General features: G+C 63.3%; 13 protein-coding genes. 4 read left to right on the forward strand and 9 right to left on the reverse strand.

The annotated features are described in order from the left end of the window. Positions 1 to 131: 131 nt before the first annotated feature. The 3 genes from NKI72_RS00810 to NKI72_RS00820 all read right to left on the reverse strand — a co-directional run bounded on the left by NKI72_RS00810 (position 132) and on the right by NKI72_RS00820 (position 3372). On the reverse strand, positions 132 to 1286 hold the full coding sequence (locus NKI72_RS00810; protein WP_352540421.1) for an ABC transporter substrate-binding protein: 1155 nt from the start codon (positions 1284 to 1286) through the stop codon (positions 132 to 134). A 304-nt stretch (positions 1287 to 1590) separates the two neighbouring features. Then, entirely contained in the window at positions 1591 to 2517 is a 927-nt protein-coding gene (locus NKI72_RS00815) for a LysR family transcriptional regulator (protein WP_023676350.1), read from the reverse strand. Between the two features lie 78 nt (positions 2518 to 2595). Next, on the reverse strand, positions 2596 to 3372 hold the full coding sequence (locus tag NKI72_RS00820) for a DeoR/GlpR family DNA-binding transcription regulator (RefSeq protein WP_352767217.1): 777 nt from the start codon (positions 3370 to 3372) through the stop codon (positions 2596 to 2598). 435 nt (positions 3373 to 3807) lie between these two features. Here NKI72_RS00820 and NKI72_RS00825 point away from each other — a divergent pair, with 435 nt between their 5' ends. Both NKI72_RS00825 and NKI72_RS00830 read left to right on the forward strand, forming a co-directional pair. Next, positions 3808 to 4692 (forward strand): phosphotransferase, encoded by an 885-nt coding sequence (locus tag NKI72_RS00825; protein ID WP_352849814.1) that lies wholly within the window; start codon positions 3808 to 3810, stop codon positions 4690 to 4692. Then, positions 4689 to 7142: a GcvT family protein gene (locus NKI72_RS00830; RefSeq protein WP_352849798.1), complete on the forward strand. Its 2454-nt coding sequence runs from the start codon at positions 4689 to 4691 to the stop codon at positions 7140 to 7142. The genes NKI72_RS00825 and NKI72_RS00830 overlap by 4 nt, the downstream gene beginning before the upstream one ends. Positions 7143 to 7160: 18 nt before the next feature. Here NKI72_RS00830 and NKI72_RS00835 read toward each other — a convergent pair whose 3' ends face one another. Beyond that, a complete protein-coding gene (locus tag NKI72_RS00835; RefSeq protein ID WP_352813806.1) occupies positions 7161 to 7793 on the reverse strand; it encodes a class I SAM-dependent DNA methyltransferase in 633 nt (210 codons plus the stop codon). A 103-nt stretch (positions 7794 to 7896) separates the two neighbouring features. Between NKI72_RS00835 and NKI72_RS00840 the strand changes: the two genes are divergently transcribed. After that, positions 7897 to 8799, forward strand: a complete 903-nt coding sequence (locus NKI72_RS00840; RefSeq protein ID WP_352849799.1) for a phosphotransferase — start codon at positions 7897 to 7899, stop codon at positions 8797 to 8799. Here the strand turns inward: NKI72_RS00840 and NKI72_RS00845 are convergent. The 3 genes from NKI72_RS00845 to ilvD all read right to left on the reverse strand — a co-directional run bounded on the left by NKI72_RS00845 (position 8796) and on the right by ilvD (position 13286). After that, a complete protein-coding gene (locus NKI72_RS00845; RefSeq protein ID WP_352813803.1) occupies positions 8796 to 9716 on the reverse strand; it encodes a DMT family transporter in 921 nt (306 codons plus the stop codon). The two genes, NKI72_RS00840 and NKI72_RS00845, sit on opposite strands and share 4 nt — an antisense overlap. Before the next feature lie 219 nt (positions 9717 to 9935). After that, positions 9936 to 11210 (reverse strand): amidohydrolase family protein, encoded by a 1275-nt coding sequence (locus NKI72_RS00850; RefSeq protein ID WP_352469954.1) that lies wholly within the window; start codon positions 11208 to 11210, stop codon positions 9936 to 9938. 231 nt (positions 11211 to 11441) lie between these two features. Further along, a complete protein-coding gene (gene ilvD, locus NKI72_RS00855) occupies positions 11442 to 13286 on the reverse strand; it encodes a dihydroxy-acid dehydratase (protein WP_352767211.1) in 1845 nt (614 codons plus the stop codon). A 286-nt stretch (positions 13287 to 13572) separates the two neighbouring features. On the opposite strand from ilvD, the gene NKI72_RS00860 reads away from it, so the two are divergent. Then, positions 13573 to 14046 carry a VOC family protein gene (locus tag NKI72_RS00860; RefSeq protein WP_352743080.1) on the forward strand — a complete coding sequence of 158 codons (474 nt, stop codon included), beginning with the start codon at positions 13573 to 13575 and terminating at the stop codon, positions 14044 to 14046. A gap of 172 nt (positions 14047 to 14218) precedes the next feature. On the opposite strand, the gene NKI72_RS00865 is transcribed toward NKI72_RS00860, so the two are convergent. Further along, on the reverse strand, positions 14219 to 15811 hold the full coding sequence (locus NKI72_RS00865; RefSeq protein WP_023676361.1) for a peptide chain release factor 3: 1593 nt from the start codon (positions 15809 to 15811) through the stop codon (positions 14219 to 14221). Between the two features lie 116 nt (positions 15812 to 15927). Further along, positions 15928 to 16290, reverse strand: a complete 363-nt coding sequence (locus tag NKI72_RS00870; RefSeq protein WP_352767209.1) for a hypothetical protein — start codon at positions 16288 to 16290, stop codon at positions 15928 to 15930. Positions 16291 to 16517 lie beyond the last annotated feature (227 nt).

Raw genomic sequence — 16517 nt, forward strand, 5'->3', positions numbered from 1 at the left:
CCGCCTGCCGGCACCTTCTCCTCGTATAGTGGACGGGGAGAAGGGAGGCGCTCCAACGTTGGCGGCCCCCGTTCTTCACCGGGAGAGGGTAAGGGTGAGGGGCAGCGCCGAACTTCGTAGATGAGGCGAACTCACCGCCCGCCGATGACGCCGATATAGTCCGACACCCAGCGGTAATAGGGCACGCACTGGTCGTTCTGGGTGGCGCATTTCGAGACCGGCGTCTTCCAGAACTTGATCTTGTCGAAATTGTCGTAGCCGTTGGTCTTGCAGCCTTCCTCCCCGAGCAGTTCGTTGCCCTTGCAGGCGGCGGGCACCACCGGCAGCGAGCCGAACCAGGCGGAGACGTCGCCCTGCACTTTTGGCGACAGCGAATGCTCCATCCACATGTAGGCGCAGTTCGGGTGGGCAGCATCGGCCTCCATCATCGTGGTATCGGCCCAGCCGGTGACGCCCTCCTCGGGGATAGTCGAGGCGACCGGCTTCTTGGCCGCGATCAGCGTGTTGACCTGATAGGGCCAGGAACCGGAGGCGACGACGCCTTCGTTCTGGAAATCGTCGACCTGGATGGCGGCGTCGTGCCAATAGCGTCCGACCAGCGTACGCTGGACCCGCAGCAGGTCGAGCGCCGCCTTGTACTGATCCTCGGTCAGTTCGTACGGATCCTTGATGCCGAGCTCCGGCTTGTGAGCCATCAGGTAATTGGCGGCGTCGGCGATGTGGATCGGCCCGTCATAGGCCTGGACGCGGCCCTTGTTCGACTTGCCGTCGGGAAGCTTCATTTCCTCGAAGACCACGTTCCAGCTCTTCGGCGCCTCCTTGAACACTTCGGTGTTGTACATCAGCACGTTCGGCCCCCACTGATAGGGGACGCCGTAATGGACTCCGCCGACGGTGAACCAGGGCGCATCCTTCAGCCGGTTGTCGACCGTCTTCCAGCTCGGTATGAGGTCGGTGTTGATCGGCTGGACGCGCTTGCCGGCGACAAGGCGCAGCGAAGCGTCGCCCGAGGCGGTGACGAGATCGAAGCCGCCCTCGTTCATCAGCGAGACCATCTCATCGGAGGTGTTGGCGGTCTTGACGTTGACCTTGCAGCCGGTTTCCTTCTCGAACGAAGTGACCCAATCATAGGCCTTGTCGGTTTCGCCGCGCTCGATATAGCCCGGCCAGGCGACGATATTGACCTCGCCTTCGCCTTTGCCGAGCTCCTTGACCTGGGCGATGGCCTGGCCGGAGAAGCTCAGCGCGACCGTCAAGGCAGTGCATGATTTCAGCAATGAATTCATCGTCGATCTCCCATTTTTGCATGACCTCGAAACCGGTTTCGGGTTTCGGAAGAAGATCATGCACCCGTTCAAAAACGTTGGATGCGCGGCTCTGAAGGGCCGTGCTCCTCGCATCGACCCGAAAATCGGAATCGATTTTCGGAAAGCCCGATGCGAAAACTAAAAGTCTTAGAGCGTACTATGTGCGTCCAATTGGACGCACGTAGCTCTAACGGCAGCTTTGTTCCCTGACCGAAAAGTGCTGCGAAATTTCCGGTTTCGCAAATTCATTTATCAGAAAGCCGATATCGATTTTTCCGATACGTCAGCGGCCAATCTTCTCGGGCCGTTGGCGCACCATGCGCTGCGACTGGGCAAGTCCGATGAAGTCGCGCGCCGCCTGCGGCAGACCGGAGCCGCGCCGCCAGACCATGCCGACCTGGACGACCGGCAACGACCCCGAAATATCGCGCGATTCGATGCGGTCGCCTTCCAGCGACCATGGCCGGTAGACGAGGTCGGGCAGCAGCGCCACGCCGGCGCCGGTAGCGACGAGGCTGCGCACCGCTTCGACCGAGCGGGTGCGGAAGGCGACATGCGGCTTGGCGCCGATTGCCGTCAGCAGCTTTCCGGTATTCTCCTCGATCTCGTCGACGGTCAGCATGATCAGCGGTTCCGAGGCGATGTCGCCGATGCCGATGATGTCGGCACCGGCCAAGGGGTGGCCGAGCGGCAGCCACAGCCGGTAGGCCGAGACTTCGAGGATTTCGGACTGCAGTGCCGTGCGGTCGCGCAGGTTCGAGGTGACCATGACGGCAATGTCGAGCTTGCCGCCAATTAACAGGTGCTCGAGATAGTCGCCATTGTCCTCGATCGCCGAGACCTCGACACCCGGATAGGCGCGGCGGTAGCGGGCAAGAAGATCGGAAAGCACATAGCCGGCGACCAGCGAGGTGACGCCAAGTTGCAGCCGCCCGCTTGCCGCGGCCTGTTCGCCGAAGAAGGCGCGGCGCGCATCGGAAACGTCGGCCAGGATCTTTCTCGCATGGCGCAGGAACTGGTGGCCTTTGTGGGTGATGTTCAAGCCGCGCGGGTGGCGCTCGAACAGCTCGACGCCGAGATCGTGCTCCAGCTCCTTGATCGCCTCGGTGACCGACGATTGCGAGATCGACAGGTTCTGGGCGGCGCCCGACACCGTGCCCTGCTCGGCGACGGCGATGAAGAACTGCAATTGGCGGATGGTGAAAGCCATGGCCGGACTAAACACGGCAGACGCGGCGCTGGGAAGTGGGTGCTGGAGCAGATCTCCCGACAGAGCTCACGATAGAGCTCAGCCCTCGCTTCCGCCATCGGCAATGCTGAGCCGTGCGCCGGCCTGGGCGAGGGCGGCGCCGATGTCGTGCGGCGGCGGACGGTCGGTCGCGAGTTCGGAAAAGCCGCCGAAGCCGCAGACCTGAACAAGGCCCTGGCGGCCGAATTTGCTATGGTCGGTGACGACAAGCGAACGCTGGCCGCGCGACAGCACCATGCGGGCGAATTCGGCCTCTTCCAGATCATAGTCCATGACGCCGGTTATGGCATCGACCGCACCGGTCGATATCACTGCATGGCTGACGGAAAAGCGGCTGACGAATTCGATGGCCGAGACGCCGAAGGCAGCACCGGAATCGCTGCGCAGCTCGCCGCCGGCCATGTAGACCTTATTGCCGTTGACGGTGGCCAGTGTGCGGGCGATGTCGGAGGAGTTGGTGACGACCGTCAGCCGCCGGTGGCCGAGCAGTTCCCGGGCCAGGAAAGAGGTGGTGGTGCCGGTGTCGAGCATGATCGATTCGCCGTCGCGGATGGTGGCGGCGACCATGCGCGCTATTGCCCGCTTGGCATCGGCGTTCTCGCGCATGCGCCGCTCGAACGGCGCTTCGCCGGCAATCGACGGCAGGCCGACGGCGCCGTGCATCTTGAGGATGGAACCGTCGCTGGTCAGTGGCTTGACGTCGCGGCGTACTGTCTCCAGCGAGACGCCCAGCCGGTCGGCCAGGCTCGCAATGGTCACCGTGCCTTCCTCCTTGAGGAGGCGCAGGATTTCGCCATGCCGCTTCGAGTGGACCATCGGTTCCATCCGGTCGGATTGTTGCACCGCTGACCGCTTCTACGACATAAATGCCACTAACTCCAAGGAATTTAGCAAAATTCGGGCAAAAAACCAGAAAATACCACAAATTCGCGTTGACAACGCCTCCAGCGTGGCGCGACATTATCGCTGTGACAGGCTCGGAACGGAGGACGACGGCTGAGCCGCACGAAAAATCGCTTGCCCGAACGCCCGGGAGATCGTCGGGTGCAAGGGTCCCGAAATTCAGGATCCGCGGGGGCGGATGCCGGCGTCGAAGAACCCGGCACAAAGGGGCTCGTCGGTGCGGTGCGGGATACCGATCCCGGGATCTGCACCGACGAGATCTTCGCGTTGCCTCCATTCCTCCGTCCGATTGTCATCGCTGGCCAGCCGTGACATGCGTGGAAAACTGACCCAATGTTGGACGACATCGTGACTGTCGAAGACCGCATCCGTGCGCTGCCTTGCTGGACCGGCAGCATCGACATCGCGCCGCTGCCGGGCGGGCTGAGCAATGCCAATTATCTGGTCAAGGACGCGGCCGGGCGGCACGTCGTGCGGCTCGGCCAGGACTATCCGTTCCACCATGTCTTTCGCGAGCGCGAGATGATGACGGCGCGGGCAGCGCACGCGGCAGGCTTCGCTCCGGCCGTCCACTACACTGGACCCGGCGTCATGGTGACGGAGTATCTCGGCGCCAAGGCCTATGTCGCGCAGGACGTGCGCGCCGATCTCGGCCGCGTTGCCGCGTTGCTGCGCGGTTTCCACCGGGAGATGCCCGGTCATGTCTGCGGCGCCGGCTTCATGTTCTGGGTATTCCATGTCATTCGCGACTATGCGCGCACGCTGGAGGAAGGCCGCAGCCGCAAGCTGGGCGAACTGCCGCGCCTGCTGACGCTGGCGGACGAGCTCGAGCGCGCGCAAAAGCTGCTTCCGATCGTCTTCGGCCATAATGACCTCTTGCCGGCTAACATAATCGACGACGGTCACAGGCTGTGGCTCATCGATTTCGAATATGCAGGCTTCAACACCGCGATGTTCGACCTTGCCGGCGCGGCGTCGAATGCAGGCATGAGCGACGAGGAGTCCTTCGCCTTCCTCACCGCCTATTTCATGAAGGAGCCGGACCCGGCGATACGGCGCTCGCACGCCGCCATGCAATGCGCGTCGCTGCTGCGTGAGGCGATGTGGGGCATGGTTTCCGAGCTTTACCTCGACGCGCCCGGTGTCGACTACGCCGCCTACGCCGACGAAAACCTGGCGCGGCTCGAAGCCGCCCTGGAAAACTACAGGACAAAATACGGGACGCGGACATGACCTTGCCCGCCCAGGCCGGGATCGTCGTCATCGGCGGTGGCATCATCGGCTGTTCGACGGCCTATCATCTGGCGCGCGACCACAAGGCCGAAATCGTACTGCTCGAACAGGGCAAACTGACCTCGGGTTCGACCTGGCATGCTGCCGGGCTGGTCGGCCAGCTGCGCTCGTCGGCGTCGATCACGCGCGTGCTCAAATATTCGGTCGATCTCTACAAGGGGCTGGAAGCCGAAACCGGCCTCGCCACCGGTTGGAAGATGACTGGCTGCCTGCGCCTCGCCACCAATGGCGACCGCTGGATCGAGTATAAGCGGCTGGCAACGACGGCTAAGAGCTTCGGCATGGACATGCATCTGCTGTCGCCGGCCGAGGTCAAGGAAATGTGGCCGCTGCTGGAAACCGGCGACCTCGTCGGCGCGTCCTGGCTGCCGACCGACGGTCAGGCAAGCCCTTCCGACATCACCCAGTCGCTGGCCAAGGGTGCGCGCATGCATGGCGCAAAATTGTTCGAGGAGGTGCGAGTCACCGGCTTCGAAATGAGAGACGGCCGCATCACCGCGGTAAAGACCAGCAAAGGCGATATCGCCTGCGACAAGGTAGTGAACTGCGCCGGGCAATGGGCGCGGCAGGTGGGTGCGCTCGCCGGGATAAACGTGCCGCTGCAGCCGGTGAAGCACCAGTACATCATCACCGAAAAGATCGATGGCCTGCCGACCGACGCGCCGACAATTCGCGACCCCGATCGCCGCACCTATTTCAAGGAGGAGGTCGGCGGGTTGGTGATGGGCGGCTACGAGCCGAACCCGCAGGCGTGGACGACCGGTCTACCGGGCGGCGATGTGCCGGACGATTGGGAGTTCCGGCTGTTCGACGATGATTACGATCATTTCGAGCAGCATATGAGCCAGGCGATCGAGCGTGTCCCGGCGCTCGCCAATGCCGGCGTCAAGCAGATGATCAACGGGCCGGAGAGCTTTACGCCGGATGGCAATTTCATCCTCGGTGTGGCGCCGGAATGCGCCAATATGTTCGTCGGCGCCGGCTTCAATGCCTTTGGCATCGCGTCCGGCGGCGGCGCCGGCTGGGTGCTGGCGCAATGGGTCGTCGACGGCGAGGCGCCGCTCGATCTGTGGGTGGTCGACATCCGCCGCTTCTCCGATCTCCACCGCGACCGGCAATGGGTCCGCGACCGCACGCTGGAAGCCTATGGCAAGCACTACACGATCGGCTTCCCGCATGAGGAATATGTCAGCGGCCGGCCGCGCATCGTCTCGCCTTTGTACGAGCGGCTGCAAAAACATCGCGCCGTGTTCGGCTCGAAACTTGGCTGGGAGCGGCCGAACTGGTTCGCGCCGGAAGGCATCGAGCCGAAGGACGTCTATTCGATGGGCCGGCAGAACTGGTTCCCGGCGGTTGGCGACGAGCACCGCCAGGTGCGCGAAAAGATCGGAATTTTCGACCAGTCGTCTTTCGCCAAATACGAAATGACCGGAGCCGACGCGCTGAAGGCGCTGGACTGGATCTGCGCCAACGACGTCGCCAAGCCGGTCGGCCGGCTGACCTACACGCAGCTTCTCAACACGCGCGGCGGCATCGAGGCCGATTTGACCGTGGCGAGGCTCGGTGAGGAAAAATTCTACATCGTCACCGGCACCGGTTTCCGCACGCATGATTTCTCCTGGATTGCCGATCATATCGGCAGGGAGTTCGACGTGACGCTGACCGACGTCACGGAGGATTTCGGCACATTGTCGCTGATGGGGCCGCGCGCCCGTGACGTGCTGTCAGCGGTGACCGATGCCGACGTCTCGAATGCCGCCTTTCCATTCGGCCATGTTCGCGAGATCGCCATTGCCGGTCACGCCGTCCGGTCACTGCGCGTCACCTATGTCGGCGAACTCGGCTGGGAACTGCATGCGCCGATCGCGGCGACGGGCGAGGTTTTCGACGCGCTGATGACGGCGGGCGCTGTCCACGACATTCGCCCGGTCGGCTATCGGGCGCTGGAATCGCTGCGGCTGGAAAAGGGCTACCGCGCCTGGGGCGCCGACATTACACCCAACGACACGCCGCAGGAGGCCGGCCTCGGCTGGGCGGTGAAGCTCAGGAAGAATACCGATTTCCTCGGCCGGCGGGCGCTTGAAAAGCTCGATGGCTCGACGCTCGGGAAACGCTTTGCCGGCTTCACTGTCGATGATCCGGACGTCGTGCTGCTCGGGCGCGAGACCATCCTGCGCAACGGCGAGGCGGTCGGTTATCTCACCAGCGGCGGCTATGGCTACACCATCGGCAAGAACATCGGCTACGGCTATGTGCGCAATGCCGATGGCGTCAACGATGATTTCCTCACTTCCGGCAACTACGAGCTGGTGGTGGCAATGGAACGGACGCCGGCTAAGATACACCTCGAGCCGCTTTACGATCCGGCAGGAGCAAAGGTGAAGGCGTAGAGCCTTCCGGTTTCAGCCTCAGTTCACGATGAGCACCAGCCCCCGGCTCGGCACGGTATCGGCCTCGCCTGGCATCGAAACATAGGGCGGCGTCTCTTCGGCGCGCGTGACGGTGCCTTGCGCCTCGAGCTCGGCGATCCGCGCGGCAAACCCGGCATCCCACAGCGTGTTCTTCACTGTCAGCACGATCACCCCGCCCGGCCGGCAGATGCGGATCAGCTCGTCCAGACCCTCGGCCCCGACATGGCCGGACGTGAAGACGCCGGCTGAGATGATCCCGGCATAGGCGTCGTCCACGAAGGGCAGCGGTCCGCCAAGCGCCAGGCAGTGCAGCGCTGAATAGACGCCCTTGCGCGCGGCTTGCGCCAGCATGCCTTCCGAGATGTCGAGCGCCTCGACCTGCGGATAACCGGTAATGGCAAGCCATTCGCCGATGAGCCCGGTGCCGGCGCCGGCATCGAGCAGAGGAGCGGCGCCGCGCGCCAGATGGCGGGCCAGCAAGGCAAGGCAGATGGTGGGATGGCGATAGCGAGCCGCCGACATGTCGGCGTCATAGGTGCCTGCCCAACTGTCGTAGAGTGCCGCGACGTCTTCCGGCCGCTTCGCCGCATAGGCGGCGGCGAGTGCGCTCTGATGTTTGCTGTCCGTCATCGCTTTCCGTCGCCTGGTATCGATCCGCAACGCGATCATAGCCAAACGGCGAAAACTGTGGAACCGTCGTCGTCCCAATAATACGGGGAAAGGAGCGAAATCCATGGCGGACGACCGGGCGCGCGCGGCACTTGCGGCCATTCCGATGCTGGCCGGCTATGACGGCCCTCTGGAACGGCTCGGCGGTCTCACCAACCTCGTCTTCAGGGGTAAGGATTTCTGCCTGCGTATCCCCGGCAAGGGTACCAAGGAATACATCAACCGTGCCAACGAGGCAGTGGCGGCGCGGGAAGCGGCGAAGGCCGGCGTCAGTCCCGATGTGCTGCATGTCGATGCCGAGACCGGCGTGCTGGTGACCCGCTTCGTTGCCGGTGCCGAGACGATGTCACCGGAAAAGTTCAAGACTCGGCCGGGCAGCCCGGCACGCGCCGGCAAGGCCTTTCGCAGACTGCACACATCCGGCGCGGTGTTCCCCTTCCGCTTCGAGCTGTTTGCGATGATCGACGATTATCTGAAAGTGCTGTCAACCAGGGACGTCGCCCTGCCTGCCGGCTACCACGATGTGGTCCGCGAGGCGGAGGCAGTGCGCTCAGCACTTGCGGCTCAATCTCTGCCGATCGTCGCCTGCCATTGCGACCCGCTATGCGAGAACTTTCTTGATACGGGCGACAGGATGTGGATCGTCGACTGGGAATATTCCGGCATGAACGATCCGCTCTGGGATCTCGGCGACCTCTCGGTCGAAGGGCAATTCGACGAGGCCCAGGACGAAGAAATGATGCGCGCCTATTTCGGCGGCGAGCCGAGACCGGCGGAGCGCGGCCGCATCGTCATCTACAAGGCGATGTGCGACCTGTTGTGGACGCTCTGGGGCTTGATCCAGCTTGCCAACAAAAATCCGGCCGACGACTTTCGCGCCTATGCCGACGGCCGGTTTGTGCGCTGCAAGGCGCTGATGGAGACGCCGGAATTTTCGCGGCATCTCGCGGCAGTGCGCCGGAGTTAATTCACGCCCTTCGGCACATTTTCCGGCGGCACGGAATCGACCACCTTCTGGCGGTGGAAGATGAACAGGCCGGCCAGCACGACGATGGCCGAGCCGATCAGGATGCGCGGCCCAGGCACATCGCCGAAGAAGGCGAGGCCGAAGACCACTGCCCACAACAGCAGGCTGTAATGCAGCGGCGCCAAGGTCGAGGCCGGCGCCAGCTTCAACGCCCTGGTGATCATCAGATGCGCGCCGCAGGAGACGATGCCGAGAAGCAGCATGGCGCCGAAATCGAGCGAGGACGGCGTCTTCCAGCTACCGAGGGTCAACGCAGCGCCGACCAGCAGCGTGCCGATGGTTTGCCAGGTGACCAGCGAGGTGTCGCTGGTGCCGCGCAGCCGCCGATTGAGGATGATGGCGAAGGCAAAGGAAATGCTGCCGGCGAGCGCGAACATCGACGACAGCGAGAACGCGGCCGAGGACGGCTTCAGCATGATCAGCACGCCGCAGAAACCGACCAGGATAGCCGCCCAGCGGCGCCAGCCGACCCTTTCGCCGAGCAGGAAGTGCGACAGCGCCGCGACATAGATCGGCCCGGCCATGTAAAAACTCATCACATCGGCGAGCGGCAGATAGACGACCGCCGCGTAGAACAGCGCCGTGTCGAGCGTCGTCATCACCACGCGAAGCAGCTGCAGCTCCGGCCGCTCCATGCGAAACAGCTTGGCCGCACCCTGATGTGCAATCATCGGCCCGAGTATGAAAAACGCGCCGATCGAGCGGATCAGCACGACCTGGCCGACGGAAAAACTGGCGACCAGCCACTTGCCCATCGCGTCGTTCAGCGCAAACAGGAAGTCGCCGGCGAGCATCAGCAGGATGCCGGCCAGCAGCACGTTCATGATCGTTGAGCACTGGGCTGCGGGCCGCGCCATTCCGTTACCGGTTCCTCGCCGTGGGGTACGGTGACCCGCGTCGTAGTCGCAAGCTGCGGCCATGACGAGGCGAAAATCGAGAATTCGGTAAGACCAGCGCCGGAAATCGGCTGGACTAATGCATGTCGCGCAAAAGTGTGCAGCGGTTTTGCGATAACGACACGCTTAAAAACAAGACCTTAAAGCGCGTCGCGTGGGTCCGTTCAAACGCGACGCGCTTTAAGCGTGGCGCCGGTTCACCGTGCCCGGCCTTCCGGCGATCGAAAGCCGCGTGTCCTGCCGGCTGCGCTCGGCCACCACCTTGCCCCTGGCGATGACGCAGAGGCGCTCTGGGCGCAGCCGCAGGGCCTCGACTGGGTTGCCGGCATCGAGAACGACCAGGCTGGCGCGCTTGCCGACCGCCAGGCCAAGGTGGTCGAGGCCCATGATGGCGGCATTGACGTTGGTGACCATATCGAAGCAGCGCGCCATCTCGGCCGGGCTCGACATCTGCGCGACATGCAGGCCCATGAAGGCGACGTCGAGCATGTCTGCGGTGCCCAGCGAATACCAGGGGTCGAGCACGCAATCCTGGCCCCAGCCGACGCGGATGCCTTGCGCCAGCATCTCCTTGACCCGCGTCAGTCCGCGGCGCTTGGGAAAGGTGTCGTGGCGGCCCTGCAGCATGATGTTGATCAGCGGATTGGGGATCGCCGAAACGCCGGCCTCGGCAATCAGCGGCAATAGCTTCGAAACGTAGTAATTATCCATCGAATGCATCGATGTCAGGTGCGAGCCGGCCACTCTGCCCTGCAACCCGAGCCGCTGCGTCTCATAGGCAAGCTGCTCGATGTGGCGCGACAGCGGATCGTCGGTCTCGTCGCAATGCAAGTCGACCATAAGGCCGCGCTTCGCCGCGATTTCGCAGAGCTCGGTGACGGAGCGCGTGCCGTCGGCCATTGTGCGCTCGAAATGCGGAATGCCGCCGACGACATCGACGCCTATGTCGAGCGCCCGGATGGTGTTGTCGCGCGCCGTCGGCGAGCGGTAAAACCCGTCCTGCGGGAAGGCGACCAGCTGCAGGTCGATATAGGGGCCAACCGTCTTCTTCACGTCGAGCAGCGCCTCGACCGCCAGCAGGCGGTCGTCGCAAACATCGACATGGGTGCGGATGGCGAGCAGGCCCATCGACACCGCCCAGTCGCAATAGGCGAGCGCACGGTCGCGCACCGCTTCGTGGGTCAGAAGCGGCTTCAACTCGCCCCAAAGCGAGATGCCTTCGAGCAGCGTGCCCGAGACATTGATGCGCGGAATGCCGAGCGAAAGCGTGGCGTCCATATGGAAATGCGGATCGACGAAGGGCGGCGAGACCAGATTGCCATGGGCATCGATCGCCGTGCCGGCGCTGACGTTCAGCTCGGGCTCTATCGCTGCGATCGTTTCGCCGACGATGCCGATATCCGCGATCCTGCCGTCGGGCAGCGTCCCGCCGCGCACCACAAGGTCAAAATCCATCTAGCGCCACCTCGTTCAAAAAAGCCGTTTCTTTCCATGCAGCGTGCTGCCGCAAGGCGGAACCTTCAGGCGCGGCCCTTCCCTTCTTCCCTTGTGGAAGAAGGTGGCCGCGAAGCGGCCAGACGAGGGGTGTTCCAGCTTGGCGCCGGCGGCACTCCGTCCAGCACCCCTCAACCGTCTTGGCGCTGCGCGCCAATCCACCTTCTCCCACAAAGGGAGAAGGAAAAGCCTCTATTCCGGCACGTACCGCACCGCCCCCTTGGCGGCACTTGTCGCCATCGCCGCATAGGCGCGCAAGGCCGTCGTCACCTTGCGCTTGCGCTTTTCTTCGGGCTTCCAGGCAGCCGTTCCCCTGGCCTCCATCGCGGCGCGACGGGCGATGAGTTCGGCGTCGTCGACAGCAAGCCTGATGGTGCGGTTGGGGATATCGATCTCGATCGTGTCGCCTTCCCTGACCAGCCCGATCAGACCGCCTTCCGCGGCTTCCGGCGAGACATGGCCGATCGACAGGCCGGAGGTGCCGCCGGAAAAACGACCGTCGGTGATCAGTGCGCAGGCTTTGCCGAGGCCTTTCGACTTCAAATAGCTGGTCGGGTAGAGCATTTCCTGCATGCCGGGTCCGCCGCGTGGCCCTTCATAGCGAATGACGACGACATCGCCGGCCTTGATCTCGTTCGACAGGATCGCCTTGACGCTGGCGTCCTGACTTTCGAACACTCTTGCCGGGCCGGTGAATTTCAGGATCGATTCATCGACGCCCGCCGTCTTCACGATGCAGCCATCGAGTGCCAGATTGCCTTTCAGCACGGCAAGGCCGCCATCCCTGGAGAAAGGATGTTCGGCCGAGCGGATGACGCCCTTCTCGCGGTCGAGATCGAGATCGTCCCAGCGGCGGTCCTGGCTGAACGCGACTTGCGTCGGCACGCCGCCGGGTGCCGCCAGGAAGAAATCGCGGACATTCTGGCTGGTGGTGCGCGAAATATCCCAATGATCGAGCGCTTCGCCGAGGCTTGCGGCGTGCACCGTCGGCAGGTCGCGGTTGATCAGCCCGGCGCTATCCAACTGGCCGAGGATGGCCATGATGCCGCCGGCGCGATGGACATCCTCCATGTGGACGTCAGCCTTGGCCGGAGCCACCTTGCACAGCACCGGCACCCGCCGCGACAGCCGGTCGATGTCCTCCATGGTGAAGTCGACCTCGCCCTCATGTGCTGCGGCGAGGATGTGCAGGACCGTGTTAGTCGAGCCGCCCATGGCGATGTCGAGCGTCATGGCGTTCTCGAAGGCGCCCTTCGAGGCGATGCTGCGCGGCAGCGCGGTGTCATCGTCCTGCTCGTAATAGCGCTGGGCGAGATCGACGATCAGATGACCGGCCTCGACAAACAGCCGCTTGCGGTCGGCATGCGTGGCCAACGTCGAGCCGTTGCCGGGCAGCGAGAGGCCGAGCGCCTCGGTCAGGCAGTTCATCGAATTGGCGGTGAACATGCCGGAGCAGGAGCCACAGGTCGGACAGGCCGAGCGCTCGATGATCCTGACGTCCTCGTCGGACACCTTGTCGTCGGCGGCTGCGACCATAGCGTCGACCAGGTCAAGCGCCTGGGTCTTGCCGGCGAGCACCACCTTGCCGGCCTCCATCGGCCCGCCGGAGACGAAGACGGTCGGGATGTTGAGGCGCAGCGACGCCATCAGCATGCCGGGCGTGATCTTGTCGCAATTCGAGATGCAGACCATCGCGTCGGCGCAGTGCGCGTTGACCATGTATTCGACCGAGTCGGCGATCAATTCGCGCGACGGCAGCGAATAGAGCATGCCGTCATGGCCCATGGCGATGCCGTCATCGACGGCAATGGTGTTGAACTCCTTGGCAACGCCGCCGGCTTTTTCGATCTCGCGGGCAACCAGCTGGCCGAGATCCTTCAAATGGACATGGCCCGGCACGAATTGGGTGAAGGAATTGACCACGGCAATGATCGGCTTGCCGAAATCCGAATCCTTCATGCCGGTAGCGCGCCACAGGCCGCGGGCGCCGGCCATGTTGCGGCCATGGGTGGTGGTGCGGGAACGGTAGGCGGGCATTGAACTGTCCTTGCTGTCTGCGTCGCGCCCAAAGGTGCGGAAAACCGGAATTGAGCCGCAGGCCTTATAGACGGCACACTCTGGTCTGGCCACAATTTTGCGCTGCGCCAGGGTGCGGAACGAGCGGCCAGCCAAAGACGCAGCCGGTCCAGGCCGTAAAAAAGTCAGAAGCGCTGTCGGATCGTGGTTTGCTCGAGCGTCCTTGAGCAGACGGCGGACCGGGCATCAATTGCCAGCCGGCCGTTTGCGAGCGAAACAAGCCAAAACCAGCCCGAGGAGCAAGCGAATGCAAAAGATCACCCCCTGCCTGTGGTTCGACGACCAGGCCGAGGAGGCCATGAACCATTACATCTCCATCTTCAAGAATTCGAAGGTGCTGAGCGTGATGCGCTGGCCCAAGGGCAGCGGCGATAATGAGGGCAAGGTGCTGATGGTCTCATTCGAGCTCGACGGCGTTCAGTTCCAGGCGCTCAACGGCGGCCCGCAATTCAAGTTCACCCAGGCAGTCTCGCTCTCCATCGACTGCAAGACGCAGGAAGAGGTCGACTATTTCTGGGACAGGCTCATCGCGGGCGGTGGCCAGCCCAGCCAGTGCAGCTGGCTGAAGGACAGATTCGGCCTCTCCTGGCAGGTCGTTCCCGAACAGCTGCCCAGGCTGCTGCTGGACCCCGACACGGAAAAGGCTGGCCGCGTGATGCAGGCGATGATGCAGATGAGCAAGATCGACATCGCCAAGATCGAAGAGGCAGCCAAGGGGTGAATGGAACGCGATCTTGCCTTCTCCCCCTGTGGGAGAAGGTGGATCGGCGCGAAGCGCCGAGACGGTTGAGGGGTGTGGGACGGAATGAGACGTTGGTGTTTTCTGGAACACCCCTCATCCGTCGCCTTCGGCGACACCTTCTCCCACAAGGGGAGAAGGGAAAACCAACAGCTCAAGCCGCCCTGTCGCGGACCTGATAATCCTTGACCGCGGTGAAGCGGATCGCCTTCCAGCGCTCGGCCTCGTAGTTGAGCGAGAAGGCGTGCTGGGCGAGGAACACCGGATCGTTGTCGAGATCGCGGGCGATGTCGCCGCGATGCGCCTCGATGAAGCGCTGGAGCTCGGCCCTGTCGTCGGCCGATATCCAGCGGCAGACGGAAAAGCGCGACATCTCGAAATCGACCGGCAGGGTGTATTCGAAGTTCAGCCGCTCTTTCAGGACATCGAGCTGCAGGGCGCCGACGACACCGACGATGGCCGGCGAGCCGTCCTCCGGCGAGAACAATTGCACGACGCCTTCCTCGGCCATCTGGTGCAGTGCTTCCTTGAGCTTCTTGGCTTTCATGGCATCGCCGAGGCGAACGCGGCGCAGGATTTCAGGCGCAAAATTCGGCACGCCGCGAAACAGGATCTCCTCGCCTTCGGTCAGCGTGTCGCCGATGCGCAGCGTGCCGTGGTTGGGGATGCCGACGACATCGCCGGCGAACGCCTCGTCGGCCGTGACGCGGGTGCGGGCGAAGAAGAATTGCGGTGCCGACAGGCTCATCGGTTTTCCCGTGCGCACCAGCTTGGCCTTCATGCCGCGCTCGAGCTTGCCGGAGCAGACGCGGACGAAAGCGATGCGGTCGCGGTGATTGGGGTCCATATTGGCCTGGATCTTGAAGACGAAGGAGGTCATCTTGTCCTCTGTCGCCTCGACCTTGCGGCTGTCGGCCTCCTGCGCGCGCGGCGGCGGCCCATAGGCGCCGAGTGCCTCGATCAGGTCGCGCACGCCGTAATTGCGCAGCGCCGAGCCGAAATAGACCGGGGTCAGATGGCCCTCGCGGAAGGCATCGAGGTCGAGCGGGCGACAGGCCGCGCGCGCCAGCTCCAGCTCCTCGATGAAGGCCTCGCGCTCGTTCTCCGGCAACAGGCCGGCGACGCGGTTGGAATCGGGTCCATTGACCGGCGTGCGCTCCTTTTCGGCGTCGCCCTTGCGCACCGCGTTCAGCGCCAGATGGTAGGTCCCGGAAAAGGTCTTGCCGCGGCCGATCGGCCAGGTGATCGGCGCTGTATCCAGTGCCAGCTTCTGCTCGATCTCGTCGAGGATGTCGAATGGGTCTCGGCTTTCGCGGTCCATTTTGTTGACGAAGGTGATGATCGGGATATCGCGCAGCCGGCAGACCTCGAACAGTTTCAGCGTGCGCGGCTCGATGCCCTTGGCGGCGTCGATCACCATGACCGCGCTGTCGACCGCCGACAGCGTGCGATAGGTGTCGTCGGCGAAATCCTCGTGGCCGGGCGTGTCGAGCAGGTTGAAGACGGTGTCCTCGTATTCGAAGGTCATCACCGAGGTGACCACCGAAATGCCGCGCTCGCGTTCGATCTTCATCCAGTCCGAGCGGGTCTGGATGCGGTCCTTCTTGGCCTTGACCTCGCCGGCAAGCTGGATGGCGCCGCCGAACAAAAGCAGTTTTTCGGTGAGCGTCGTCTTGCCGGCGTCGGGGTGGGCAATGATCGCGAAAGTGCGGCGGCGCGATACCGCTTGTTCGATGTCTTCAGCCAATTTCATGGAATCCTGTCTGTGGCGCGGGCTTCTAGCAGCGCTTTTCCGGCCTGTCGAACGGAAACACCCTTCGCACTCAATGCCAGATGATGCGAATATCACTGCGGGCCGCGAGTTCAGTCACGGATCACAGCCGCTTCAGTGACCGAACCGGCATCATCCGTGCGGATGGCGAGCCATTCATAGTCGATCGAAAGCAATCCCCTTTCCGGGCCAAGGACATAGACCAGGCTCCAATCGGAGAACTTGTCGGTCTCAGGCGGCGCGCCGAGCGCCGCAAGGACTTCTGCCCGCGATTTCCCAACCAACCACCCAGTCAGCACCAGGCTGTCAGCGATGCGATGGCGTTTATGCAAAGGATCCAGCCAGTTGTCGTCCTGCCACCAAGATCGAACGAACGGCAGCGGGCCAAAGAAGACGGCATAGACAATGGCGGCTCCGGCTGCAGCAAAAACCAACCCTTTTATCCAGCGGCGCAAATGACCCTCATGTGATTGAGCTGAACGTTTCCAGTGAGGCGATCGTCATCGACCCGCTTCGAGAGCGGTCCCGGCAACGCCCTTGGTAAGTCTGTAGCATGGTGGCAATGAGGGCAAGAAGTCCTGGGCGTTTGAAGGTACACGGCCGTGAGCAAGAACATCATCGTCATTGGATCCGGCATCATTGGCGCCTCCATCGCTTGGCACCGGCAGAGCTAAGCTGTCGA

This window comes from Mesorhizobium sp. M0437, assembly GCF_040321335.1.
Lineage (GTDB): Bacteria > Pseudomonadota > Alphaproteobacteria > Rhizobiales > Rhizobiaceae > Mesorhizobium.